22 protein-coding genes and 3 pseudogenes are annotated in these 24,919 nt (G+C 56.9%); 12 read left to right on the top strand and 13 right to left on the bottom strand.

The features are described 5' to 3' along the window. Positions 1-85: 85 nt before the first annotated feature. Complete coding sequence (locus ACSFA3_RS22040) at positions 86-3,592, bottom strand: amino acid adenylation domain-containing protein (protein ID WP_435507651.1); 3,507 nt, start codon at positions 3,590-3,592, stop codon at positions 86-88. 96 nt (positions 3,593-3,688) lie between these two features. Beyond that, positions 3,689-5,413: pseudogene (locus ACSFA3_RS22035) on the bottom strand (fatty acyl-AMP ligase); the annotation flags it as partial. A 1,072-nt stretch (positions 5,414-6,485) separates the two neighbouring features. On the opposite strand from ACSFA3_RS22035, the gene ACSFA3_RS22030 reads away from it, so the two are divergent. From ACSFA3_RS22030 to ACSFA3_RS22020, 3 genes are all read left to right on the top strand, one after another. Continuing rightward, positions 6,486-6,893 carry a response regulator gene (locus ACSFA3_RS22030; RefSeq protein ID WP_435507638.1) on the top strand — a complete coding sequence of 136 codons (408 nt, stop codon included), beginning with the start codon at positions 6,486-6,488 and terminating at the stop codon, positions 6,891-6,893. 576 nt (positions 6,894-7,469) lie between these two features. Further along, positions 7,470-7,916, top strand: a complete 447-nt coding sequence (locus ACSFA3_RS22025; RefSeq protein ID WP_435507637.1) for a response regulator — start codon at positions 7,470-7,472, stop codon at positions 7,914-7,916. After that, positions 7,909-8,877 carry a tyrosine-type recombinase/integrase gene (locus tag ACSFA3_RS22020; RefSeq protein ID WP_435507636.1) on the top strand — a complete coding sequence of 323 codons (969 nt, stop codon included), beginning with the start codon at positions 7,909-7,911 and terminating at the stop codon, positions 8,875-8,877. Before ACSFA3_RS22025 ends, ACSFA3_RS22020 begins: the two co-directional genes overlap by 8 nt. Positions 8,878-8,882: 5 nt before the next feature. Here ACSFA3_RS22020 and ACSFA3_RS22015 read toward each other — a convergent pair whose 3' ends face one another. The 3 genes from ACSFA3_RS22015 to ACSFA3_RS22005 form a co-directional block, all read right to left on the bottom strand. Then, positions 8,883-9,125: a helix-turn-helix domain-containing protein gene (locus tag ACSFA3_RS22015; protein ID WP_435507635.1), complete on the bottom strand. Its 243-nt coding sequence runs from the start codon at positions 9,123-9,125 to the stop codon at positions 8,883-8,885. Positions 9,126-9,275: 150 nt separating this feature from the next. Further along, positions 9,276-9,650, bottom strand: a complete 375-nt coding sequence (locus ACSFA3_RS22010; protein WP_435507634.1) for a helix-turn-helix domain-containing protein — start codon at positions 9,648-9,650, stop codon at positions 9,276-9,278. A gap of 51 nt (positions 9,651-9,701) precedes the next feature. Beyond that, positions 9,702-9,917: a type II toxin-antitoxin system HigB family toxin gene (locus ACSFA3_RS22005; protein WP_435507633.1), complete on the bottom strand. Its 216-nt coding sequence runs from the start codon at positions 9,915-9,917 to the stop codon at positions 9,702-9,704. Between the two features lie 26 nt (positions 9,918-9,943). Here ACSFA3_RS22005 and ACSFA3_RS22000 point away from each other — a divergent pair. Continuing rightward, positions 9,944-10,261, top strand: a pseudogene (locus tag ACSFA3_RS22000) (IS30 family transposase); the annotation flags it as partial. Here the strand turns inward: ACSFA3_RS22000 and ACSFA3_RS21995 are convergent. Both ACSFA3_RS21995 and ACSFA3_RS21990 read right to left on the bottom strand, forming a co-directional pair. Continuing rightward, positions 10,146-10,538: an IS3 family transposase gene (locus ACSFA3_RS21995; protein ID WP_435507650.1), complete on the bottom strand. Its 393-nt coding sequence runs from the start codon at positions 10,536-10,538 to the stop codon at positions 10,146-10,148. The pseudogene ACSFA3_RS22000 and the gene ACSFA3_RS21995 sit on opposite strands and share 116 nt — an antisense overlap. A gap of 41 nt (positions 10,539-10,579) precedes the next feature. Next, positions 10,580-10,942 (bottom strand): transposase, encoded by a 363-nt coding sequence (locus ACSFA3_RS21990; RefSeq protein WP_435507632.1) that lies wholly within the window; start codon positions 10,940-10,942, stop codon positions 10,580-10,582. Positions 10,943-11,525: 583 nt separating this feature from the next. Here ACSFA3_RS21990 and ACSFA3_RS21985 point away from each other — a divergent pair. Continuing rightward, complete coding sequence (locus ACSFA3_RS21985; RefSeq protein WP_435507631.1) at positions 11,526-11,975, top strand: YegP family protein; 450 nt, start codon at positions 11,526-11,528, stop codon at positions 11,973-11,975. A gap of 1,158 nt (positions 11,976-13,133) precedes the next feature. Here ACSFA3_RS21985 and ACSFA3_RS21980 read toward each other — a convergent pair. Beyond that, entirely contained in the window at positions 13,134-13,919 is a 786-nt protein-coding gene (locus ACSFA3_RS21980) for a MipA/OmpV family protein (RefSeq protein WP_435507630.1), read from the bottom strand. A gap of 221 nt (positions 13,920-14,140) precedes the next feature. Continuing rightward, positions 14,141-14,392 carry a hypothetical protein gene (locus ACSFA3_RS21975; protein ID WP_435507629.1) on the bottom strand — a complete coding sequence of 84 codons (252 nt, stop codon included), beginning with the start codon at positions 14,390-14,392 and terminating at the stop codon, positions 14,141-14,143. Positions 14,393-14,847: 455 nt separating this feature from the next. Between ACSFA3_RS21975 and ACSFA3_RS21970 the strand changes: the two genes are divergently transcribed. Then, complete coding sequence (locus ACSFA3_RS21970) at positions 14,848-15,426, top strand: hypothetical protein (protein ID WP_435507628.1); 579 nt, start codon at positions 14,848-14,850, stop codon at positions 15,424-15,426. A gap of 237 nt (positions 15,427-15,663) precedes the next feature. Here ACSFA3_RS21970 and ACSFA3_RS21965 read toward each other — a convergent pair whose 3' ends face one another. Beyond that, the gene (locus ACSFA3_RS21965) at positions 15,664-15,972 is read right to left on the bottom strand and encodes a hypothetical protein (protein ID WP_435507653.1); all 309 of its coding nucleotides are present in this window, start codon (positions 15,970-15,972) and stop codon (positions 15,664-15,666) included. On the opposite strand from ACSFA3_RS21965, the gene ACSFA3_RS21960 reads away from it, so the two are divergent. Further along, complete coding sequence (locus tag ACSFA3_RS21960) at positions 15,857-16,345, top strand: HutD/Ves family protein (RefSeq protein ID WP_435507649.1); 489 nt, start codon at positions 15,857-15,859, stop codon at positions 16,343-16,345. The two genes, ACSFA3_RS21965 and ACSFA3_RS21960, sit on opposite strands and share 116 nt — an antisense overlap. 40 nt (positions 16,346-16,385) lie before the next feature. Here ACSFA3_RS21960 and ACSFA3_RS21955 read toward each other — a convergent pair whose 3' ends face one another. After that, positions 16,386-16,751, bottom strand: coding sequence for a hypothetical protein (locus ACSFA3_RS21955; RefSeq protein ID WP_435507627.1), 366 nt, complete (start codon positions 16,749-16,751; stop codon positions 16,386-16,388). Between the two features lie 282 nt (positions 16,752-17,033). Between ACSFA3_RS21955 and ACSFA3_RS21950 the strand changes: the two genes are divergently transcribed. From ACSFA3_RS21950 to ACSFA3_RS21935, 4 genes are all read left to right on the top strand, one after another. Then, positions 17,034-18,695, top strand: a complete 1,662-nt coding sequence (locus ACSFA3_RS21950; RefSeq protein ID WP_435507626.1) for a phosphoethanolamine transferase — start codon at positions 17,034-17,036, stop codon at positions 18,693-18,695. Positions 18,696-18,977: 282 nt separating this feature from the next. Then, on the top strand, positions 18,978-19,226 hold the full coding sequence (locus tag ACSFA3_RS21945; RefSeq protein WP_435507625.1) for an acyl carrier protein: 249 nt from the start codon (positions 18,978-18,980) through the stop codon (positions 19,224-19,226). 324 nt (positions 19,227-19,550) lie between these two features. Further along, the gene (locus tag ACSFA3_RS21940; protein WP_435507624.1) at positions 19,551-20,099 is read left to right on the top strand and encodes an ABC transporter ATP-binding protein; all 549 of its coding nucleotides are present in this window, start codon (positions 19,551-19,553) and stop codon (positions 20,097-20,099) included. Then, positions 20,096-20,887 (top strand): ABC transporter permease, encoded by a 792-nt coding sequence (locus ACSFA3_RS21935; RefSeq protein WP_435507623.1) that lies wholly within the window; start codon positions 20,096-20,098, stop codon positions 20,885-20,887. Before ACSFA3_RS21940 ends, ACSFA3_RS21935 begins: the two co-directional genes overlap by 4 nt. Positions 20,888-21,268: 381 nt before the next feature. Here ACSFA3_RS21935 and ACSFA3_RS21930 read toward each other — a convergent pair whose 3' ends face one another. Continuing rightward, positions 21,269-21,733, bottom strand: coding sequence for a LexA family protein (locus ACSFA3_RS21930; RefSeq protein WP_435507622.1), 465 nt, complete (start codon positions 21,731-21,733; stop codon positions 21,269-21,271). 453 nt (positions 21,734-22,186) lie between these two features. Between ACSFA3_RS21930 and ACSFA3_RS21925 the strand changes: the two genes are divergently transcribed. Next, a complete protein-coding gene (locus ACSFA3_RS21925) occupies positions 22,187-23,782 on the top strand; it encodes a glycosyltransferase family 39 protein (protein WP_435507621.1) in 1,596 nt (531 codons plus the stop codon). 240 nt (positions 23,783-24,022) lie between these two features. Here ACSFA3_RS21925 and ACSFA3_RS21920 read toward each other — a convergent pair. Continuing rightward, positions 24,023-24,919: pseudogene (locus tag ACSFA3_RS21920) on the bottom strand (IS3 family transposase); the annotation flags it as partial.

Below are 24,919 nucleotides of genomic sequence, written 5' to 3'. Positions count from 1 at the left end.
TGCCAAAACGCATTTAGCCCATGCGTAATTTTCTTGTTTAAAATAGTCACTAATTGCAATCGATAGCTATTTTCTGTGCCATGGTTCACAGCTCTAGGTTCTGTCGCCTGGCGATCTGGCCCAGCGTCTCGTAGACCAGCCGCGGCGGCGCGATGTCCCATCCGAGCTTTTCGCGGATCGCGACGACCGCACGCATCGCCAGCAGCGAATGCCCTCCGAGATCGAAGAAGTTGTCGCGCAGGTCGATCACCTCGACATCCAGAAGCTCTCGCCAGACGGCAGCAATCGCATGTTCCGCCGCCGTTGTCGGCCCCGAACGTTGCGCAGCGCTTCCTGCGCGTACCTTGATTTCCGCTTGTGGGGCCGGCAGCGCATTGCGGTTGATCTTGCCATTGGGCAGGAGCGGCAGCGCCTCGAGCCAGACGACATACTGCGGCAGCATGTAGTCGGGCAGACGCTTTCGCAGATGTTCGCGGACGGCGGCGATGTCGACTTCTTCCGAAGCACTTTTCACATCGCCGTCTCGCGGAACGAGATAGGCGACCAGCCGGACGTCGTTCTCTCTGCCGCTGCGGTCGGCGCGGGTGTCGACGACGCATTGAGCGACCAGCGGATGGTCCAGCAGCGCCGATTCGATCTCGCCGAGCTCGATGCGCAATCCGCGCAGTTTCACCTGCCGATCGAGCCGGCCCAGATGTTCGAGCCAGCCATCGTGGCGCCAGCGTCCCAGATCGCCGGTGCGGTAGAGACGGGCACCCGCTTGGTCAGATCCGGCATCGGGAGGGAAGCGCTCGGCGGTGAGTTCGTCGCGCCGGTGATAGCCCAGCGTGACGCCGGCACCGCCGATGCACAGCTCGCCAGGCACGCCGATGGGGCAAGGATGGCCGGTCTCGTCGAGCACCTGAACGGTGGTGTTGTCGATCGGTCGACCGATCGAAATGCCAGCACGCGGCGAAACCACGCGCCAGACGGTCGACCAGACGGTGGTTTCTGTCGGCCCGTACATGTTCCAGACCTCGACATCGCTGGCGAGCAACTGTTCCGCCAGCATCGGCGGCAGCGGCTCGCCGCCGACCAGTGCCTTGAAGCCCGTGCAGTTGGCTTCGCCGCTGTCCCTGCCGGACCAGCCGGCGTCGAGCAGCGTCCGCCACAAAGTGGGCGTGGCCTGCATGACGGTCGCATCGTGCTGCGCCAGCAGATCGCGCAGCGCATGCGGATCGTGGACCTGGCTCGCGTCAGCGATGACGACCTGCGCCCCCACAGCCAGCGGCAGCATCAGTTCGAGCACGGTGATATCAAAAGACAGCGTTGTCACGGCGACCAGCCTGTCGTCGGAACTCAACCCCGGCGTGCGCGCCATGCTGGCGAGGAAGCTGACCACCGCCTGGTGCGGCACCGCGACGCCCTTCGGGCGTCCGGTCGAGCCGGAGGTGTAGATCATGTAGGCCGCGTCGAGCGGCCGGGCGTCGTGCTGCGCGTCCGGCTTCAGCGCCGAGGTGTCGCGATCGGCGCCCCTGTCGCTTTCGATCCAGCCGTCTTCGCCGAGCGGCAGGAGCGGCACGCCGGCGTCGGCCAGCCAGCCGGCCGGCACGCCTCGCGTGAGCAATGCAGCCAGGCCGGCGTCTTCGGCCATGAAGTGCAGGCGGTCCGAGGGAAAACCAGGGTCGAGCGGCACATAGGCGGCGCCCGACTTGAGCACGCCCAGCATCGCCACGACCATCAGCGCATCGCGCTTGACGCCGAGACCGACACGGTCGCCACGACCGATGCCGCGAGCGCGCAAGGCATGCGCCAGCGTGTTCGACCGCGCCTCGAGCTCGCCATAGCGAAGCGTCCTGCCGTCCGCATCGCAGAGCGCGACATCGTCGTGACGCGCCTTGTCGGCGATCGGCAGGTAGCGATGCACCGTGAGTTCGGCCGGAAGCGGCACTTGCGTGGCATTCCAGCTCTGGCGCAGCAAAGCCAATTGGGCCGGCGCGACGACCGGGAACGCCGAAATATGTTGCGCCGGCTGCGTGAGCACGGCCTCGAGCAGCGCCAGATAGTTGTCGCGCATGCGCTCGATGGTTGCGGCATCGTAGAGATCGGTCGCGTATTCGAAATGCACGCGGTGCGTGAATTCGGTATCGATATGCACCGACAGGTCGAATTGCGCGGTCGAACGATCGAAGACGAACTCTTCCAGGTCGAGCCCCGCATGGTCCAGCCGGCCGAGCGGCGCATTCAGCACGTTGAAGAGCACGCGCACCAGACCCTCGGGATGCACCGCGCGGTCGTGGCCGAGCGTTTCGACCAGTTCGTCGAACGGTGCTTCCTGGTGCGCGTAGGCGTCGACGGCCGTGCCGCGCACACGCCGCACCAGGTCGACGAAGGTCGGATCGCCGGACAGATCGGTGCGCATCACCAGCGTATTGACCAGCGTGCCGACCAGATGCTCGGCGCTGAAGCGATGGCGGTTCGCGACCGGCGTGCCGACCGCGATATCGGTGCCGCGCGACTGGCGCGCCAGCATCAGCTTGAAGACGGCGAGCAGCACCACGAATGGCGTGACCGATTCGCGCGAGCAGAAGGCGCGCACGGCGCTGCGCAGCGAAGCCGACAGCGTCGCCGATGCACGGCCGCCACGGAAGCTCGGTCGTGCGGGACGCGGAAAATCGGTCGGCAGATCGAGCGGAGAGAGATCGGCCAGGCGCTCGCGCCAGTACGCCATCTGCGGCTTGCGTTGAGCAATGGCCGCCGGGCTGCGCTGCCAGGCGGCGTAGTCGGCGTACTCGATCGGCACCGGCGCCAGATCGGGCGTGCCGCCGGAGCGCCATGCGGTGTAGGCGTCGAGCGCTTCGCGCATCAGCACGGTGAAAGACCAGTTGTCGGCGATGGCGTGATGCATCACCCACATCAGCGCATGGTCGCGTTCGCCGAAACGCAACAGCGTCGCGCGATGCAGCGGCTCGACAGACAGATCGAAGGGCGTCGCGATGCGCTCGGAGAACAGCGCGCGCGCATCAGCCTGCGGATCGGCATGCCCGGAGAGATCGATGTGCTCGATCGGCATCGGACGCGCGTCCTCGATCACCTGCATCGGCTCGTCGATGCCCTGGACCAGGCGCGTGCGAAGGCTTTCGTGCCGCTCGATCATCAGGTCGACGGCGCGCTGCAGCACGCCGATGTCGAGCGCACCCCGGACCCGCAATGAAATCGCCACGTTGTAGGCCGACGAGGCTGGATCGAACTGCTGGATCAGCCACATGCGCCGCTGCGACATCGATACCGGCAGCAATCCATCACGAGATATTCGAGGGATCGCAGGCGAGCGCATGAAATCGGCACTGGAAGCGGACGCACTGTTCACGGCGCCGGATTGGGCTATTCCACGCCCGAGGTGATCAGCCAGCGCAGCGATGCTGGAGCAGTCGAACATCACGGACAACGGTAATTCGACGCCCATCCGCTGTTCGATGCGCGAGGCGACCTGCGTCATCAGCAGCGACGTGCCGCCGAGTTCGAAAAAGCTGTCTTGAACACCGAAGGTCGTAGTGTTTAGCACCTCGCGCCAGATGTCCCAGATCGCCTGCTCAGCCTCGTCGCGTGGCATGACGCGAGAAGCAGTTAGGGCGGGAAGGTTTCGTGCGGAGTCATCGGAGGAAGTCTCTTCTAGACCGATGCGCGCAACCACAGCTTGCACCGCTAACTTCCCATCAAGGAATTGTTGGCGGCAGACACTGCGCTGTATCTTTCCACTGGAGCTTCGCGGAAGCGACCCAGATCGCACCAACACAATTTTTTCGACCGGCAATCCGTGTTCTTCGCCAATCGCACGACGGACAGTAGCTGCAATAGCGTTCGCATCAAGCTCTACGACACGGCGTTCGGTTTCCAACACGAGTACAAGCGTCTCTCCATCCAAACCGTCGATCGAGAATGCCGCACCGAAACCCCGCCGTAGCGCGGTATGTGCGTGCTCAGCTGTCCACTCAAGATCTTGCGGATAGTGGTTACCGCCATGGACGATCACCAAGTCTTTTAGGCGTCCTGTGACGAATAGCTCTTCGGCGTATATAAAGCCGAGGTCGCCGGTGCGCAGGAAAGGTCCGCTGCCGTCACCTAACCGTGCTTCAAACACTGTGTGCGAAATCTCAGGCTGGTGCCAGTAACCATCGCCCACGCTGTCTGAGCGAACCCATATCTCGCCAACAGCGTCAGACTCAGCGTGCTGCGCTGTTGCAACGTCGACAATGATGATGTCGATTCCCGCTAGCGGTCGTCCGCAACCAACCAGCGTCTTGGTGAGGCTGCTGTCTCCGTTTGCTGTGCGCAACACAATGCGGTTACTCGCAAGCTCTGCCGCATCCACGGTAAGCAGCACAGGTGCTCGCCCTCTGCCAGCATTGCGGCCACTCACGCCCAAAACCGTTTCAGCCAGCCCATAACCTGGCATAAACGTGTGAGCTTCCATGCCCATGGCGCCAAAAACCGTCAGCACTTGAGTAACGGTTTGCGATCGAATTGGCTCTGCTCCGCAGTTGAGTGAGATCAACGCCGACAGATCACTACTTGGCAAATACGGTAGCGAACGTTCGTCGAGTGCGCGAAGGCATGCAACATAAGCAGAAGCAGGCGCGCCGGAGTGCGTGATGTGCAGCGATGACATCGCCTCAATCCAGCGCAGCGGACGACGCAGGAATGCCAGAGGCGACATTAGCCAACTCGTCGCACCCGCATACATCGGTGCAATCAGTCCGTGAACCAACCCATAATCGTGAAAATGAGGCAACCAAGTCAGCACACGACTTTCGTCTTTGACATGACCTGCTGCATTGAGTGCAGCAACATTTGAAATTACTTGGTCATGCGTGAGACGCACTCCTCGCGGTGCCGTGGTGGAACCTGATGTGTATTGCAGGTAAGCAAGGGCATTGCCGCCCACTTCCGGAAAAACATCGGTTTCAAGGCCGTGGACTGCTTTAAGCTCATCGAGCGACATACATAGCACCGGCCCGACCGCATCGGGCTCTAGCGTTTTGCGAACAGCATCGATGACGGAACTCGAAGTTAGAACAAGCGCACCAGACGTGTCTTGAAGAACTTTGCGAAGACGGGGTGCGGCGCGAAGCAGACGCACTGGGTCGGGGGCCGGGACTGGAACGGCGACATGTCCGGCGAAAAGACAAGCCCAAAACGCCCGAACAAATTCGAGTCCTGGAGGGAATGCCAAAAGAACGCGACTGCCAGGAGGTGCGACAAGCAATAGCTTTGCGGAAAGCATCTTGCACTCTGCAGCCAATTGTGAAAATGTCAGTGTATCTGCAGTTGAAAGATCTTCTCGCAAAAAAACATATGCCAGTTTCTGGCCAAATGTAACGCCTTGATTGACTACTAATTGAGAAAGATGGTTTGATAAGGTTACTGAAGACATTTTGCAGCTAAAACTATCAGCAGGTGCTCACTCGTCCTGTAATCATCATAGGAACGAAAGCAAATCACACACGAAATTCTCAATTTACAACACCACCCCCAAAACGATAGAAATTTAACTCTCTATTGTGTTGAAAATGCCACGTTAACAGAAGCCAATTCGGTTACAAACATGTATGCCACCTGAACAACAGCCAATATTCTTGAGTTGCCAGTGATACTTTTCCAGAATGTTCATGTTCTGTTCAGATAGATAGTGTGATCTTTTGAAGTTACCCAGAAATTTTTACAACTGCAAACAGATTTGCAAAAACAACTGGCTTAACTTCATTGTCAATTGAATAGAATAAGCTCCTATTAATTGTTTTGCGGAATCAAAAACTTGGATCTGATTGCTTGGACATACTTTTGTGGTTGATAATCGCAGCGGTCGTTCTTGGTCTTGTAGTTTGGACGATTATCGCCGTGCCTGCCAACAATTTCAGGCAAAAAATAAATGTTGCGCTTTGCAGGCGTCTGCAATCTACGCGCGAAGTTTTAATAAAATGCGACTTGCCCGCAAAGTCCTTGCATTCGCAAGATGAACTTCGAGATGATAAAAGGTTTTCTGATAATGGCGAGTCTGATAGATAAATTCAAAAGCCACTTATATAGATTAACGTGATTATTCTTCCGGATGTGCGCACTGACAATTTTATGCAAGCGTTGTAGTGCGCATTCGCCTTTTATTTGTTTTTATCATGCGCCCTGAAAATCCATTTAGAACGCGAAAATAATAACTTCGGTTGATTATGGAGGGCTAGTTCGAATGCATTTCGACAACGTGTCTTCTTCAATAGTTAAATCAAAATAAGCACGGCATTTTCAGAAACAATTTCCAACAATCCATTTAAAATAACCTGAACGCTACTTTTATTTCAAAATCAAAATTAAACTGTGTTCGATTTTCTATCTGGCTTGCTCACAACCCCATAAACTGCCATACGCATCGCCGGGATGCTACACCAGTATTTTTTTAGCGTTCGATAAGTTCAAGCCATCTTTTTCAGCGAATTTTTTATAGGGTGGCTTTTATGTCAATGCTGTCTCACAACCTTGAAATATTTATAGTTGAAGACGATAAAATAGTCGCCAGCTACATAACTGAAATTCTAAACTCTTGCACCGGAATTCAGGTGGTGAAATGTGTACACACCGAAGACGCAGCACTTAACTGGTTATCTGATAACCGCGCGACATGGCATCTTGCAATTATCGACCTTGCGTTGGGCGCAGGTAGCGGCGCACGTGTATTGAGTGCGCACAGGGTGCGCAAGCCAGAGCAGAAAATGGTTGTGCTCAGTAGTTATCTTGACAACGAAATGCGACGAAGATGCATGGGTTTGGGTGCAGATGCTGTTTTCCAAAAATCTTCTGATATGCAAAGCCTAATTGACTATTGTTCGGCCATTTACAGTTCAAAGAATAGTGCTTTTTCATAGTCCACATATGGAACACTCCGTGCGGCCGCAACAGTGACAGCTAGTCGGGTGAAGCGAGTCACGCTGTATTTTCCTGTGTGCAGATTCACTAGTGAAAAAAAGCTCCATCGGCAATCCCCTCGCCGCTTATGCGCGACGGTACCGAAGCCGGCGGTCACCATCACCGAAGTGATCTCGACCGAGTGATGCAGCAGAACCATCAACTCACCCTCCTGGTAAGTCTGTACGGCAGACCGCGGAAACGCTCCGAAAAGAGAAAAACAATGACCCATCGTGACCGCCGCTTCTGAAATCTGAACGCGCAACTCAGTACGCATGACGACCGGTCACGATCAAGCGGAATCAGCGGTCACGTTCGCCGGAATACGCACCAGCCTTTCAAAGCATTCTTAGTTGGACAACCCAGCTGCCCGATGGTGGGCCTGACCCGTTCGCCGAGTTTGATGTAGAGCTCGCCGACCCGAATTCTGTCTGGATACGAATACATGAACTAGCTCCTGGTAGTCCAAGTTTTCGTCCGCACCCCCAGTCTAATTTTATGTTATTGATAAAATATGTTATCAATAACAAGTGGAGATGGTCATGCCGTTCTGTTTTCATGCGTTGCAGGAAGTGGCGCTGCCTTGGCGACAACGCCAGCCCAAGCGCGCCTTGATCTTGGCGCAGGCCGCCGAGTTCGCGCCGCTGGTGCAAACGCGGCTGGAGGACGACGGCTGGGCCACCTTTGTACCCACGGAGGTGCCCACAGGTGCTAGCACGTGGCTGCAGCTGGTGCATCGGCACCGGCCCAGTGTGGTGATCTGCGATCTGGACCATGCGGGGGTGGCCGCCTTGCACCTGGCACGCGAAGTCAAGCAGGATCCGGCGTTCCAGTACACCAGCTTCATCGCTGTTTCTGCATGGGCCGGTCCGCACGTCGTGCGCGCGGCCACGGTGGCCCGCTTTAATTACCTGTTCGAAGCGCCGATGGATTTCAAGCAGCTGGTGTCGGTGACGGCTGGCTATGGCGCACGTCATGGTTGATGAACTGATCGCGTTACAGCCGCCCTCCTCGTTTGGATTGCTCAGCGACCCGCGGTTTGCGGCCTTGGCCGCCGTGCCGTCCGAGGTCGAGTGGTTCACCAACATCGACAACCCCTGCACGCGCCGGGCCTACCAGGGAGACCTGCAGGACTTCACGGCGTTCATCGGCATAGGCCAGCCCGAGCAGTTCCGCCAGGTAAGGCGGGCGCATGTGATCGCCTGGAGGAAGCAGCTCGAGGGCCGCTCTCTCGCGCCGGCGACGATCCGCCGCAAGCTCGCCGCACTCTCCTCTTTGTTCGAGTACTTGTGCGAGTGCAATGCGGTCGAGACCAACCCGGTTAAGGGGGTCAAGCGGCCGAAGGTGGAAAGCCAGGAAGGCAAGACGCCAGCGCTGGGGAACCACCAGGCGCGCGCGCTGCTGGACGCACCGGATGCTTCAACGCTCAAGGGCCAGCGCGATCGGGCGCTGCTGTCGGTGCTGCTGTTCCATGGCCTTCGGCGGGAGGAGCTGTGCTCGCTTAAGGTCGAGGATCTGCACAGTCGCCGGGGCATTACTCACCTGCGCATTCACGGCAAGGGTGGCAAGCTGCGTTATGTGCCGCTGCATCCGGAAACGGCCGGGTTGATCGACGCGTACCTTGAAGCGGCAGGACATCGCGGACAGGGTGCAGAAGCCTTGTTCAGGCCCTTGCGCGATGGCCATCGAACACCGGGCAAGGCCTTGACGGCGGATGGGGTCTACAAGCTGGTGGTGAGCTACGGTGCGGCCGCCAAGATTGACCTGCAGGGCCTGAGTCCGCATGCGCTTCGAGCGACGGCTGCAACTAATGCGCTCGATCATCAGGCCGACATCACGAAGGTCCAGGAGTGGCTCGGGCACGCCAACATCACCACGACCCGGATCTATGACCGTCGGCAGTCGCGGGCGGAAGACTCGCCCACGTTCAAGGTTGCTTACTAGACCAATCAGCTAAACAGCGCCAGGCCTTTGGTCTGGACCAGATGCAGCAGCTTGAGCGCCGTACCGGTCGAGCGTTTCTGTCCGATTTCCCATTTCAGAATGGTGGAAACACTCGTGTTCAGCATGGCCGCAAAAACCGCTTGGCTCACATGCGACATCTCGCGGATCTGCTTGAACGCTTGTGGCTCCAGCGGAGGGACTGGCGGCAGGCACATGCAGTCGAATTCGCGCAGGGTGACTTGCTCCATCACGCCAGCGCTGTGAAGGTCCCGCGCTGTCTCGTGAACAGCTTCAAGAAGGGTGGATCTGGTCTTTCTCATCGCTATTTACCTCAATCAATCCGCCTGCCAGCAAGGCTGGCTAACCGGCGCGCGACGGGCCTCATGAAGCTTGGAAAATCAGGCTGCAATGGGCTCGGGTTCACCGACGAGCGAGGCGGCTGGAATACCCAGGTTGAGCAGGCGGCGGATCATGGGCATGGTCACCGGACGCTTGCCATTGAGCACTTCGTACACACGGTTGCGCGGGCCGATGCAAGGCACCATGTCCGCGACCGTCAGTCCTGCCTGATCCATGCGGAATTTGATCGCTTCAACCGGGCTGGGAGCCTCGATGGGGTGATGCTTCGACTCGTAGGCTTGAACGAGTGTCATCAGGACATCGAGTTGGTCCCCCTCGGGCGTACCAAGGTCAGGGTCAAGATCCATCAGGGCAGACACTTTGGCAAGCGCCGCCTGATAGTCCGCGTCGCTGCGGACGGGTTGGATAAACATTTTTTTCTCTAGGGCGCACAGGCGCCAACATAACGGATGTTGACACCCCCCCTATGAGGACTGATCAACGGTTTCGGCATTCACCTTGTCGTATTCCACATGTGTTCCGACAAACTTCACAAAGATGGCTTGCTGCTTGTAAGAGATCGAAGTAATCAGGCGGTAGTCGTTGCCCTTGATGTTGAACACGACACGGCCGGCCTTTAGGATGCTCGCGCTCTGAAACTGTGCTTTTAACTCAGCAGGGTTCAGCCAGGTTGCAGCCATCGCTTCAAAGTACCAGGCACGCAGTGGCTTCGGTCGCGCAGTGGAAGTCGGAGCTGGTGGCCAGAAGGCCCAAGCCGGCCAAGCTGGTGCTGAACCCACGTCTGCGCCAGTACGTCCAAGACCGCTTGGAGGGCTCGATCCACGATGCTCACGGACGTGATGTCGCCGGGCCTCGGCAAGCTGCGTTCATCGGGCGCAACAAACCTCATCGTGGTGACCGCAAATGGGTCAATGGCTGGTCGCCCGAGCAGATTGCCAACCGTTTGCAGGTTGACTTCCCGGATGATCAGTCCATGCGCATTTCCCACGAAGCGATCTACCAGGCCTTTTACATCCAGGGTCGGCGACCCAGACCACGTTCGGCCTCGTCGGAATGACGTTGCGATAAAGGTTCGGGAAGATTGGCGAGTCATGCCTGCTGTCGGTCGTTTGAACGAATCGCCTACGAGGCTTGATACCCAGGCCACGGGCCCGCATCACGCGTGCGACCCGCTTGTGATTGACCACGTGGCCGCGGCGGCGCAATTCGTGTGTCACGCGCCGGTAGCCGTAGCCTGGCACTTCGTCCTGGATGGACGCGATCAACTCGGCGAGCCGGGCGTCTCCCAGATCTTCGTCCACTGCCGTCGAGCGGTAGTAGAACGTGCTGCGCGGAAGATCGATCACCTGACACCCCCGTCGAATGGAGCAGGCTTCGGGCCGGTGACGATTGATAAGTTCTCGTTGTCGCTCACGAGGCGGAGGCGTGGAGTTTTTTTAACAAGGTCAAGCTCCATGATGAGCTGGCCGACCTTGCGTTCAAGGGCCGCAATCTTGGCCTCGTATTCCGTGATGACCGATGCCTCAGCCTCTTCAGTGCTCAGCTCTCCCCGGTCGTACTGAGTCAGCCAGAGCTGTATCAGGTTCGTCGACAAGGTGTACTTCTTGGCCGCTTCGCGCCGGCCGATGGCGCCGCTGCGAATGTCGTGGCACAGCTGAATCTTGAACGCCGGCGCGTGGCGCCGGTATGGACTTCTTGATGACATGACCTTCTCCTGGTTGAAGGCCCGGTCAGCGTACCAGGTCAGATTTGCCCGGTGGTCCAAGCCCAGGGGTTCACTCCAGCAGTGGGTCAGTTTTACATCGGCGCTAACAATCTGTCACATGGTTGACCCTGCCTTGATTTCATGTCCAGCAATAAATTGGGAACTTCTGATGTTTGGAGAGAAGAGATGCGAGCTAGCAGCCTGGCGAAGTGCAGTACACGGAAAAATTCAAGACAGAGTCGATCACGCTGGCGGAGTCGATCGGAGTGCCTAAGGGGCACTTCGTGTGGGGATTCCGGTATCGAGCCCGGGCAACCGGTTGCGACGACGCCGGTCTACTGGCGCATTGACACCAAAGTTTTCGTCCGCACCCCCGGTTCACTCCAAGCGCCGAACAAAAGTGACCCAGGTATTCAACTTACCCTGCTGATTATTTAACCAGTGTGGTTCGAGGAGTGATCACCATGGACATGATTGGAAAGTTCCGGCGGATGCACGTTAGAGACAGGTTATCGCAGCGCAAATTGCGCGGCTGTGAATTAGTTCACCTCGTAGGTCTGAACCATTCAGAAATCGTTCACCTGTGAAAATTAAGATCCCGTTTGTGAAACGATTTGTCATTTATCAAGACACCAATTCCCTTTGGCGTTGGGAGCTGCGTCTCCCTAGCGGCCTCGCGGTTGCAAAGAGCAAAGAGGGTTTCGCAACTGAAGAAATCGCGACTGAAGCCGTCCGCTCTGTGAGGCGCGCCGGAGCTAAGGCTTTGGTCGTCGAAGCATTCGCTTTAAGGAGTGCTACACGGCCAGTCACGAACAGTCGTAAGAAATACTTTGCATTTCTTAATGGAGATCACTGGGACTGGGAGCTGCGTCGCGTGGGCGGCGCTGTGATTGCAATGAGCGCTCAGGGCTTTCGCAGTTATGAGGAAGCACACAACGCTTTAAGCCTCTTTCAAAATAGCTGCGACGCGTTCATCTTCAACACTGCGGGCAACATCGTGGAAGCCAGGTCTCGCGCTTCCGTCAGCGGTTGAGCGAGTAGCCAGCAATGGCTTGCTCAATTGTCTCCCAGCCATCAAGTTCGTGGTGCTCGTCGCACTCGTCGTGGGCGCTGAGGTCGGCGTCGATATCTGCGCCTGCGAGCTTGCACTCGCTATCCAATTGTCGAGGGTGGCCCACGTGATGAGCAACTCACTCGCATCATGGCCGCGCATAAGCCGAGCCTCAACAACTCAATCGTGTCTGTCGCACCACGACAGAGCGATTGCAGACGTGCGTATGGTAGTGCATTAAAACCAGCGGCGCGATGGCGCAGGCTGTGCGTGTGATCCACGACTGAGACGGTTGCGCATAAGAGCTTCGGTGTCGTTGAGCAGGGCCGTGGTCACGCCTCGAACACACGCATGATGCGTGCCGACCAACCCCGAGCTTAAGTTTTGTGATTTTTTTTGCTTTCGCTTGCAAGCTGATTACTGTCATGTCTGTAGCGGAGTTCGTTACCGACGCGGCTTGGATACCTTAAAGCGTCCGCTGAGCCGACCCGTCCTGTAAAAGGTTGCATCTCAGCGCCAGTGTAAGCTTCGCGGCGAATAGGCGGGCGGGGGCCGATAGTAGGTACGGGAAGAATTGCGCTCAAATCCTCCTGCGATTGCAAAACCTCTCTGCCTAAACTCGTTATCGTATGTAGATGGCTTAGCGTCCCATCTTTCCTGGGACTAGAAATTTCGCGGATGTAGCCATGGGCACGAAGCGCAGTAAGATCTTCGGAAACTGGTCTGCCAATATGCTTGCTGAGAGATGAACTTTGTGCCAAGTCCATAACTGCGATGGCCCGCAATACAGCGATATGGTCCGAAGTGAGAGTCAAAAAGGGTTGGCCCGTCATATCTAGTTCTCCAGAAGCATAGTAAAACGGGCAAAGCTTGCTAATGTACCGAAGGCTAGCTTATACAATTTCTTTCCTGAGAGCGAGCAACGCTCGCGTGTCGAATGTTCGTAATGCGCAGAACGTAAGTGTGACTATAGATGCTAATCCGTAGCAAGTGGGGGTTTTGATAAGTGCGGGCGTTAGGAGAAGATCGACCTCCGAAGAATGAGCCAAGTGGAAATACCGTTTAGGGCAGTTCTAACTGGCAATGTTCAGCCTGCTTGGCGGCCATGATCAGGATGGGTGAAACGCAACAACCCCAACGTCACCTCAGCTGATACCACAGCGTCACCGAGAAGGTGTTTTGAATGCGCGATGTGGTTACCGGGCTAAGACTAGCATCACCGATCAAGCGAGCCGAAAGCCACTGGCCGGTTAGTTTCCAACGTGGGGCAATGCGCACCTCGGCATTGAGGGAGACATTCACGTCGCTGCGTCCGGCGCTAGGTGCGAAGACCGGGAGGCTGCCCCGGCCGGACTCCGATGGCGCTACCCCAAAATAGCTGTGCAGGTACGCCCCATTGGACCAAGTCGTGCCTAGTGTCAGTCCGAGCAGCACTGAATCTCCTAACGGCGCACCGAGAGTCGCGCCAGTCTCGAATTGAGTGCCGTTCCCTTTAGAGCCCGAACCGGTTAACAAGCTCGACTGCAGCACCAGGAACTGCCAGGGCTCATAGTTGAGAAACAGACCAAGGCCGAGGCGATTTCCGAGATCGTTTAGCCCGCGAGCCCGTGAACGGTCGTCAGTACGGCCGAACACTGGCCAAAGCCGTGCGCCGAACTGCAGCTCTTCGAGCTTTGAAAAATTCCATCCGGCGCCGATGTCCGTCGAGATGAAACCGCCCGTTGCAGACTTGAAGTCGACACCTATGAGGGGCAAAAATTTAGTACGATCCGATCCTGGTGCTTCAGGATAGCCAGCCAACGTCGGGCCTATTGCCAGCGTAGAGCCTTCCTTAGGTGGCGAATCGATGAGAATCAAACCGCCCAGTGCGTGAGCCTTCAACGCTGTCAAGAGGAGCGCCAGGGCGAACAGCCGTCGGTGGTGCATGCGGAATTATTTGCTTGGACTCATTTGCCCCGCGCATACGCGAAACAATACTGTCTTCAGCGCGGTTGGCGTGACCCTGCAAGGGTTCGACATGGGTTACACGGCAGACTTGACATGGACCTTTTCAACAGCCTGTCGACCCACTCCATGAAACCATCTTGGGGACCATCCTGAAAACGCTTACAGGGCGGTTCAGCGCGGCGACCGCGTCCTTGGTTTTACTACTGCTTAGCAGCGCCCATCGACGTTGCAGAAGCTGGAGCCTGGTTCCGCGCCGCTTCTGCCTGGTCCTTCTTATTGGCTTGGTGACGGCCAACGGCGCATCCCGCTGCCGCACCGACCACGCCATGCTTCCCAGCCACGTGCCCAGCGACACCGCCGACAGCAGCTCCCTTGATACAACCCTTGGCGCTGGCAATGCCACCGATCGAGATCAGGCTGACGAACGCGAGGGCGATGACGGAAGTACGCATGGAATTCTCCTATAAATGTTGGAGCCTTTTTAACGCAATGCCATCAGCCAACGTGTACACATGGAGCCCAAATTCGACAATGTCCTACGTGCACGCCATTGCCTACTCCCGTCAGCTCTGAGCTTCAGCCATGCATGGCCACAAAGCCGACCTCGGCCTTCAGAATGGTTTGAGCGATCGGCACGCTTCATCGTCGTCCTTATCCATAATGGCGCGTGATGTGCTGCCTTTCAAATAAACACACGCTCATCCGGAATGGCAGGTGGAGGAGCCCTACTCTCCGCGACGCTATTAAAGTGTTGTCCGTCATCGCGTTTTCGCTCTGCGGCGGCATGGCAATAGCTCAGACCGATACAGCCGATCCTGAACCCGAGAGCACTCCTGCGCGCTGGAAACTCACCACGGGCATTTATAGAGTAGCTGGCGGCGACTTGCCTGCCGGACCAGGACTGGACATGAACCTTCGCTACGGCACGGGCGACAACGACACTTGGATCGGCTGGTTCAGATCGCCCACACTAAACTACTCGCAGCTACGGGTCGGATGGGATCACAGCTTCTCGCTCGGACCACTGCGTGTGCTGCCTTCGCTACAAGCAGCTTCAGGCGGCTTTTTGGGAAGCAGCGTTGCCGTTGAGGCTGGCCACAGCTGGTTCGTTGGCGCTGGCCTTGGCCGTACAAACCTACATAGTTACGCCAATCTCAACTTCGACCCGAACGATTCATGGACCGCCTACGGCGGGTATCGCTGGTCAGAAGTCACGTCGTTGCAATTGCAAGTGATCCGCGACAACCGTCAGAACCCCGACCAACAGCATGTGCACCTCATCTGGCGTCAGAGCGTGGCCCAAGAACAGCGCTTAACGATTGATATTCTCGCAAAGCAGGGCACTGTTGACGGGCAGTTCGTCCGAAGGATAGGTCTATCAGTGAGCTATGACTGGCCAATATGGTTTATTAAGGTCGCCGTGGACCCGAAAGTGAACTTCACCTCACAAAATATGCTGCGCCTTTCGGCTGGACGACGCTTCTGATAGTACCGAGGGACTGGAAGTTCATGCGCAAGGAATCGTCCAACTAATATACATAGATCGCCGTTTTACGAATTACCCCGAATTTTTAATGTACGGTGCGAATTGCGGCAAAATTGACCGCCGATTTTGGGGACGTGACCGGTTTGACGGTGGATGCTAAGTTGGCTTTAAGGAGCCCAAGGCGTTTCAAAGTCAAACTTTTTGTGCTTCACGATAAAAATATGCATATGTGGTCAACTATTTGGCAGTAAGCCAACGAGTGACTAAGTTACTCTCAAGCATTTCGTTCTGACTCGTCACGAGGCAGTGGAATTGCAGGACGAAAATAAACTCTTGGTTAACGAGGATCGGTGCGATGAGCTTGCGACGTTTTAGATCTGAAGAACTGCCGACCAGGGCTTGGGAAAATGGTGGAGGAACGACGCGGGAAATCGTTAGCTGGCCGCTGTATGCAGAGCCAGATACGTTTAGTTGGCGCGTCAGCATCGCAGCAATCACGGCAAGCGGGCCCTTTTCTGATTGCCCCGGTGTCGAGAGGACAATCATGTTGCTGGAAGGCGACGGTATCCGCCTTCAGTCCAAAGAATTCGACGAAATTCTCGACGTCCCACATCGGTCTTTTTCCTTCGAGGGAGAGGCCCCGGTAGTCTGCACCCTTCATGGCAGATCTGCACACACCCTTAATCTTATGAGGCGACACGGGCATGGCCGTGCCGATATGCGCGTTCTGGAGCACTCCGAAACACTAGAAGCAAGCGCTCACGGCTTAATGATGTGCATCGAAGGGCAATGGCGCGTTGGCGGCGGCTTGCTCACATATGGCCAAGGTGTTTGGTGGACAGAGCAGGACGAGAACTGGGAGGTGAAGCCTGCAAGCCGCGGCGCACGACTGGCGGTAATGCAATGGTGGCCCGCTTAAACATTCGTTGATGATGCTGTGCTTCGTTCTTAAGCCTCGCTTAGATACGAACCGGGTGCAGAAGTCGGGTATATCCTGAAAATTTCAAGGCTTCCACCAGTTGTGCGCAATAATTTTTTATTGCGGGTTGCAAATCGAATCTAAATTTCACCTTTTTAGTGGTTTGCTGCAACAGATTGCACTCGTGATGCAGTTGACGGACTTGCAGCACTCGAGCCGACGATCCAGTTCCGCTTGATTTGGCAACCACCCTTGCCTGCTCGTACTCATCGGCTATATCCCGGCGGGTGAGGTCGAGGCAAACTGCTAAAGGCAACTCGCCAAGCGGACCACCACCGTTGTGGCCTAACTTAACCAAGCAGCCTTCACGCGTCTGAACTGACCCGAGAAGTTGGACAAACTTCAACAGGGTCCATGAGAGAGGACGAGACAAAGTTCACCCTCGCGGTCGTTGCGAGCTTTTTTGGTTAGAAGGCCGTGCGACGAGGCTCGCGCGGCGTTGAACAGTGGCAACCCATCAGCGAGCGACTGAGCAAACGCGATGCGTGCCGGCTATTTGTGGAAATGCTCGATCACGCCCGGCTACCTATAAAAGCCTGGAGCCGTTCAGGCAAGTTTCATTTTTTGTAGCCATCATCGCCGGGTGGAATCTTCTACTTCGTCTAGCACCCTCGCCTCCGAGCACACTTTGACATCCGGCAGCTGGTTGTCTCGGCCGCGTTCGGCCCGATTCGTTGTTGTTGTTTTAAGCTTTTATCTGCTAATCGCAGCTAACTGGTCCATATGGATAGAACTCTCTCGCATCGGTGGCGCGCCAAGCTTGTACATGCGCTCGGTCGCAATCATGGCCGTGCTAGTGGGCTTTGGCACCGCAGCCGTGCTCGCGCTTACCGCCTGGACGCGCGGCATGAAGCCGCTCTGGCTCTCCGTTGTGCTCGTTGCCGCGATTGCGCAGCACTACGTGCTGACCTATCGCGTCGTGATGGACCCAACAATGATGGCCAACGCGTTGCAGACTGACTTCCACGAGACGCGCGACCTGCTCGGCTGGCGCATGATCGTTAATGTGGCACTGGTAGTGGTGCCGGCGGCTTGGTGGCTGCTGCGCGTGCGGATTCTGCCGATGCCTGTGTGGGGGCAGGTATGGCGCAATGTGGTGATGTGTGTCGCGGCACTGGCTGTGGTGGTGGTGTGCGTGCTGGTCACCTCACGCGAACTTGCGCCGCTGATGCGCAACCATGTCACGCTGCGTTACCTGATCAACCCGCTAGCAAGTCTGTACTCAACCGGTCGTGTGGTGCTACGCCCGATGTTTGCGCACAGCCGCAAGCTCATTCCGACGTCGGCCGGCGCGGCGCTCGGCGCGACGTATGCGGCAACGGGTTCGAAACCACCACTCTTTGTGGTGGTGGTGGGCGAGACGGCGCGCGCCGACCACTTCGCGCTCAACGGCTACGGGCGCGACACAACGCCGGAACTTGCAGCGCGCGGGGTCACGAGTTGGCGCAACGTGCATTCGTGCGGCACCAACACGCTGGCCTCGGTCCCATGCATGTTCTCGCCGCTGGGCAAGGAAGGCTACGAGAACGCCAAGGACGATCACGAGAATTTGGTTGACGTGGCGCAGGCCGCCGGGCTAGCCGTGCTCTGGATCGACAACCAACCCGGTGGTTGCAAGGGCGTATGTGACCGCGTGCCAAACGCCACTGCCATCAGCGGCCTGGATACAGCGTCCAAAGCCGCACTGTGCAGCAACGACGAATGCCTGGACGACGCACTATTGGTTGGCCTCGACCGTCGCATCGCGGCGTTGGCACCCGAGCGCCGCGCGAAGGGCGTGCTGCTGCTAATGCACCAGATGGGCAGCCACGGACCGGCCTACTACAAACGCTCATCGGCCGACATAAAGCGCTTTGTGCCCGAGTGCACAACCAACGTGCTCGCTGACTGCAGCCATGGCGAACTTATCAATGCTTATGACAACTCTATTGCCTATACGGACCGCTTCTTGGGGCGCACCATTGACTGGCTCAAGATCCAGTCGCCGCAGTACGCGACCGGCATGCTCTATCTGAGTGACCACGGTGAGTCGCTTGGCGAATTCGGCGTGTTTTTGCATGGGCTGCCCTACCAAATTGCGCCCGAAGTTCAGAAGCACATACCGCTGGTGACGTGGATTGATCCGGACCTGCAGGCACGCGGACTCCTGTCGACGGCCTGCTTGAACGCCGACCGGAACACCGCGCTTACGCACGACAACCTTTATCACACGGTGTTAGGCATGGTCGATGTGACCACGCCCAGCTATCAGCGGCCGCTTGACGCCTTAGCTAAATGCCGTGGCGGCTAAAGCCGTCTGTCGGTGGTGGGGCCAAGTATTTGTTACTGACCGTCGCTTTATCTGCACAGCCGATGATCAAGTTGATTTTGCTTGCGCAGTGGGCGCAAGTCGCATTTGATCAAATACTGTCTATCAATTAGTCAAACCGAAACATGTTGCCAGCAATTCCAATCACCCCTTGCCGTTCTCTGTTGCCAAGACACTTGCTGTGTTAATGGGCATACGCGTGGTAAACCTCATCGCTCCTAAAATAGCCATTCATCATAAAGTCGGCCCTACCGGGGAAATGAAGTGAATTCAAATACATACGAACGCGTCTCCTCGATTTTGGAGAAAAATTTTCGTGCGGATCCCACACAATTTCAACCATCGACAACGCTGGTCGATCTTAATCTGGATTCGCTGGCTCTGATGGAGTTTGTGTTTGCAGTAGAAGACGGGTTTGAAATTCGCATCCCAGAGGATCGTCTGGATCCACGCGAAGCAGGGATTACGTTGCAGCGATTGTGCGATGTGATTGATGGTTTGGTTAAGACATAAACGCCCTACTTGAATTATTTTTTATGTCAGTCAAAGCATCAAAAAATTATCTGAGTGAAACCGTGCATTCAAACTGAATTGCAAATGGATTATCCCGGCAGATAAGGAAATTACATAAATTGATTTTACAGCTTTAGAGATTGGTATGTCACTGTATTCAAGAATAAAACATAAATCCGCGTAGTTTTCAGATAAAAATAATCTAACGACCGAGTAGCCTAGATGCCGTTGACACCTTTCCTAATCCCGGCAGACCGGCCGAGCATAGAGGAGCCCTTTCTAGTCGTACGCGAGCTCGGGTCCAAACAAGGCGGTCCGTTTAACTTGACGATTGACCGTGGTGAATGTGTGTCGATCGTCGGACGGTCGGGATCGGGGAAAGGCGTACTGCTGCGCTTGCTTGCAGACCTCGATCCAGGTACGGGACAGGTGAGCTTGGAAGGCATAGAGCGCAGTGACTGGCCCGCACCGACGTGGCGTTCGCAGGTGATGTACCAGGCCGCAGAGCCAGCATGGTGGTGCCCAACCGTTGCGGAGCATTTTCGACCGAAGGATCGTGCGCTGTTTGACGACTTGTCGCTGAAACTGGATCTTGCTTCGACACTCTTCAACGCAGAGGTCTCGCGACTTTCAACTGGAGAACGTCAACGACTAGCACTTGTGCGTTCGTTGGCACGACGTCCCGCAGTGCTTCTTTTGGATGAGCCCTCGGCATCGCTTGACTCCGTTACAACAGCAGCGATGGAAAAAGTACTTCACGACTTCGTGAACGAGGGGTCGGCGATCGTGATGGTCACCCATTCGCGTGAACAGGCGGGTCGCATGAGCAATCGAATCTTTGAAATGGCGAACAGGACGCTCCACGCTCTGTGACCGCTCTCCATCTCACCGCTGCAGATTTGGTGCTTGCTTCCGCGCTGGTAGTTCTGCAAGCCATAGCGTCTTGGCTGCTGCGGTTGGATCTTCATCGGCAGGTAATTTGGTCGGCCGTGCGGATGGTCACACAGCTTCTCATCGTTGGCTGGCTCCTGCGCTTTGTATTCGACGCATCGTCTCCTTTTGTGACGCTCCTGGTCATTGTGGTGATGATCGCTGCTGCAGCACGCGAAATTGCATCTCGGCCCGGACAACGCTTGATACGAGCTGGCAATTACCGCATTGGAGCGGCTGTCGTTTCATCAGCCAGCCTCGCCACTGTGCTCCTGGCCCTGTTCACCGCGATACGACCTGAGCCCTGGTACGACCCGCGGTACGCCATCCCGTTAATGGGTATCGTGCTTGGCAGCGTCCTGAACTCGGCGAGTCTGGCGCTTGACAATTTTCTCGGCAGCGTGGTGACGGATCGTGCAGCGATTGAAGCGCAGCTCGCGCTGGGTGCGTCCAGTTCGCATGCGATGTCCAAGCTGGTTCGCTCGTCAATCCGGCGCGGTCTCATTCCCATCATCAACCAGATGTCAGCTGCAGGATTGATCACCTTGCCAGGCATCATGACTGGACAACTGATCGCAGGCATGGATCCCGTCGAAGCGGTGAAATACCAAATTCTGCTACTGTTTCTCCTAACGGGCGCATCCGGCCTTGCATCCGCTGGCGCGGTTTTCTTGGCAGCGCGCTCAGTGTCAGATGCGAGGCATCGTCTGCGTACCGATCATTTGAACTGAAGAAAAAGAGGACGTCTCCTAAAGCCTTTTTTTATTCACTGCGGGTTTGGTTAGGCTGACGCCGGTGATGCCATCCCTGAATCGCCCCGGATTTACTAGACACTCTTGAGCCGTTGGGAATATCGCTGTTTGGGCCTCCCCTGATTTTCCGGACGCTTTGCTATATCTCTAGCGCTGCCGCCAGCAAGATGTACTGACATACAGTGCCCTAGGATTAGGCTCAATATCAAAAGCCTCAAAAGGCAATGATACATCCCTTGATACCAAGCATGGCAGCGCGATGTGCTGCCAAAGTTCGAATCGCGACAATCTGCGCTTTCGAGTGTGCCTATTGTATTGCAGCGAGTGCCATCAGAAATTTCGAATTGACAACTATTCAAATCACCTGAATCTTTTGGTAAACTCCCGTACAACGCCAATTATTTTGGCATTGCCCAGTGGTTTAATGGGAAAGCGGCGATTGAGCGGTTTAAGATAAAGTTCGCCGTTATCCTTTATCAATTGTTTGAACGTTGTTTCATTTTGAGTATTTAGTGCGATCACATAATCCCCTGGCTGCGGCTCCACTTCCGGCTCCACGATCAAAGTGGCACCGCACGGAAATGAGTCGCCAGTGTCATTCACCATGCTGTCCCCGTGAACACGCAACGCATAAGTATGCTGCTTCACCTCAACGCGCGTTGAGATCATGTCGAAATTGTTACAGGGGCGGAAGTTATCGACAACGGTGTAATTTCCGGCCTCGATTTCCGACACCAGTGGTACTTCCAAACGTACTTCCAGCGCTCGCTCCGCTCGTAACCCCGATAGCAACTCAGTCATCGACACGCCCAAAACGTCGGCCACGTGCTGCCAGTTGCCGCGCCGGGGTGCCGTGCCATTGGGACGCTCCCATTGCTGAACGGCGCCACGACTCACCCCAACGGCAACAGCAAACTGCTACTCGCTCATTTTCAGGCGCTTTCGGCCCGCACGGATAAATTGATAGCTGTCCACTGAGACACAAGTTAGGTTTAAATGTCAATTTATGAACTATAAATACTTTTCGAACGTTGTTCAGGGACAGAATCTTCTTTTAATCGCGTAAGCATAGTGCGCCATACCGGACGGCCGTTTCGCTGCGTCTCAAACAGATCGAGTGTCTGCAACGGATCAATTGGTCAGGTTGCATTCACAAGTGCTCCCTACGATCTGCGGATGCGGTTCGCCGTCACACGGTATTGCTTAGCTATTCACCGCCTGCCAGCATCGTGATGCATTGCTGGTGCGCTGTTCCCTTTTCAAAATTTCTCTGATCCTATGCGACGCCGCACCAACAACGCGGGAGATGCTTCGCGCTGGCCGGTTTCCGGACACAACACAAGCCATCGAATTTTTTTGTTTCTCAGGGCAACGGCTTTGGCGGAAATTAGGCGATTGCCGGTCGCCGTCTGGCTGGGCGTCTGGACCGTTGCCTGGGTGCTCGTCCTCGGCGCGCTGAGCTGGTCGCCGCCCATGGACTCAGTGGAGCAACTGGTCTGGGTGCGATCCCTGGAGTGGGGCTACTCCAAGCACCCGCCGCTGCCGACCATCCTCATCTGGCCGTTCGTTCAGCTATTCGGAATCCATCATGCCGTGGTGGATGTTGCGGGCGGCGTCGTCATTGCCCTCTCGCTGTGGGCCGCATGGCGCCTAGTGAAGGAAATGGCTGGGACGCACTTCGCCGCGCTGTCACTGCTGGGCACGCTGTGTATCACGTACTACTGCGGTCGTACGAATTTCTACAACCACAACACGGTGCTGCTGGTCTTTGTCGCGGGCGCAGCGTGGTTCTGCTGGCGTGCGTTTGCCGATCGCTCGCGCACCGCGTGGCTGGCGCTGGGCCTGATGCTAGGACTGGGTGCGCTTGCCAAGTATCAGGTCGTGCTCGCGGCGCTTTCTGTCGTCATGTTCTGGGCCCTGAAGCGCGGCTGGCGGGATTCTCTGCACATGCGCGGATTGCTCGAAGCGGCCGGCGTGGCTGCGCTCGTTTTCTCTCCGCATCTGTGGTGGCTGTTTACGCACGACTTCCTTCCGATGCACTACGCGAGCCGCAGTGCGCTGGTCGCCGTCATGCCGTACATGCAACGCGCCGCGCACGCGCTGCACTGGTTAGCCGACCAATGCAATCGCCTGAGTCCGGCGTTGCTGCTCGCGGCGGGCGTCTGGTGGAAAACGAGAGCGGTCACGGAGACCGATGCCGCACTGTCGTCCGCCTCCAGCACGCATCCGGACGCCCGACGTTTCCTGATCGCCTGGGGACTTCTGCCGCTCGCGACTATCGCACTCATCGGCGTGGCAACCGGTGCCAATCTGCAGTTCCAATGGGGCACCGCGTTCGTGCTGTTCACCTGTCCGTCGCTGATGCTGTGCTGCTGCAAAAAATGCACGATCGACAACGTCCCCTTCGACGCCGTCCTGCGCCTGTTCCTGGTCGTGCAGGGACTGCTGCTCGCAACCATGTGGGCGACGTCACCAGTCAGTGGCTTCGGCTGGAACAAAAGCCAGACGTCGAATTTCCGTTCGGCCCATTTTGCAGAACGCATCGGCGCCGAGGCGCGCATGGCGTTGGGCGGTCCCGTGCGCGTGATCGGCGGTGCCGCGAACATTGCGAGCGCATTGGCGATCCGGTTGCCAGAGCGGCCGCTGGTGCTTCTTGACGGGGACTACGTCGCCAGTCCCTGGGTGTCGGCCGCCTTGGTGGAACGCGAAGGAATGCTTTGGGTGGGCGATGTTGCGTCGAAGCCGCCCGCCGGGCTGGTCGCGATCTGGGAGTCGGACAACCTCTGGTGGGCAGTGCAAGCTCCGTTGGAGTTTAAAAAAGCCTCAGACGCCACTCAGGCTACTTTGTCATCAAAACAGGTAAGCCTTAGATGAAAGAAGTAGCAGGAAGTGTCGCAAAATTAGTTTAACTCTCAGCACTGCAGGGGCACAAGCAACCTGATTCCTCGACCCTCGCCATAGGATGTCACAGCGGGCGAGGCGCTGGTACAGGTAGTTAGCCTGTCAATTTCAGCCAGAAATCAGATGGTCGCACGCGGCTAGGCCTAGGCACGGCATTATGATTCGGCTTTATCAGTAACCACTGGGCTTCCCCCGATTTCCCGGACGCTTTGCCTAGCCCTTTAAGCGCTGCCGCTCCTCGAATTGAACCGGGCTGAGGTAGTTCAATTTTGAGTGTTTCCTGAATGGGTTGTAAAACCGCTCGATGTAGTCGAATACGTCAGCCCTGGCCTGCGCCCTGGTCTGGTAGACCGTGCGAGCGCAGCGCTCGGTCTTCAACGTCGAGAAGAAGCTTTCCATCGCCGCGTTGTCTCAGCATTCACCGCGCCGGCTCATGCTGCAGGTGATGTTTTGACTCTTTAACAGCTGCTGGAACTCGTCGCTGGTGTACTGGCTGCCCTGGTCCGAGTGGTGCATTAGCGCAGCCGGCTTCCCTCTTCGCCACAAGGCCATCAGCAGCGCATCGCTCACCATTCGAGCTTGCATGGTGTCGCTCATCGACCAGCCCACAATGCGGCGCGAGTAGAGGTCCATCACCGCTGCTGCGTAGAGCCAGCCCTCTGCCGTCCAGATGTAGGTGAAGTCCGCAACCCACTTCTGGTTGGGCTCCAGCGCCTCGAACGCGCGCTGCAGATGGTTCGGCGCGATGTGATTCTCCAGCCTGCTCGCACCATCTCCGGGAAGCCTACGGCGCTTGCCCCTGGCCTGCAGGTTCGCCACCTTCATTAGGCGTGCCACGCGGTTGATGCCGCACTGCTTGCCGGCGGCCCTGAGGTCGTCGTGCCATACCCGCGGGCTGCCGTAGGCGCGGTCGCTAAAGCTCGAAGCTCTTCCGAATACTGCGTGTGAGTCTTGCATCGGTCTGGCTGTGCTCGCTGGCGGGCCTGCCAAACCCCATTCGTAGAACCCGCTGGCCGAGACGTTCATCGCCCGGCACATGACCCGCGTGGGCCACACGTCGCGATGGCGAACGATAAAGGCGTACTTCACTGCGGGTCCCTTGCAAAGTAG

This window comes from Variovorax glucosi (genome assembly GCF_051216695.1).
GTDB lineage: Bacteria > Pseudomonadota > Gammaproteobacteria > Burkholderiales > Burkholderiaceae_C > Variovorax.
This window is presented reverse-complemented; position numbering and strand designations above follow the sequence as displayed.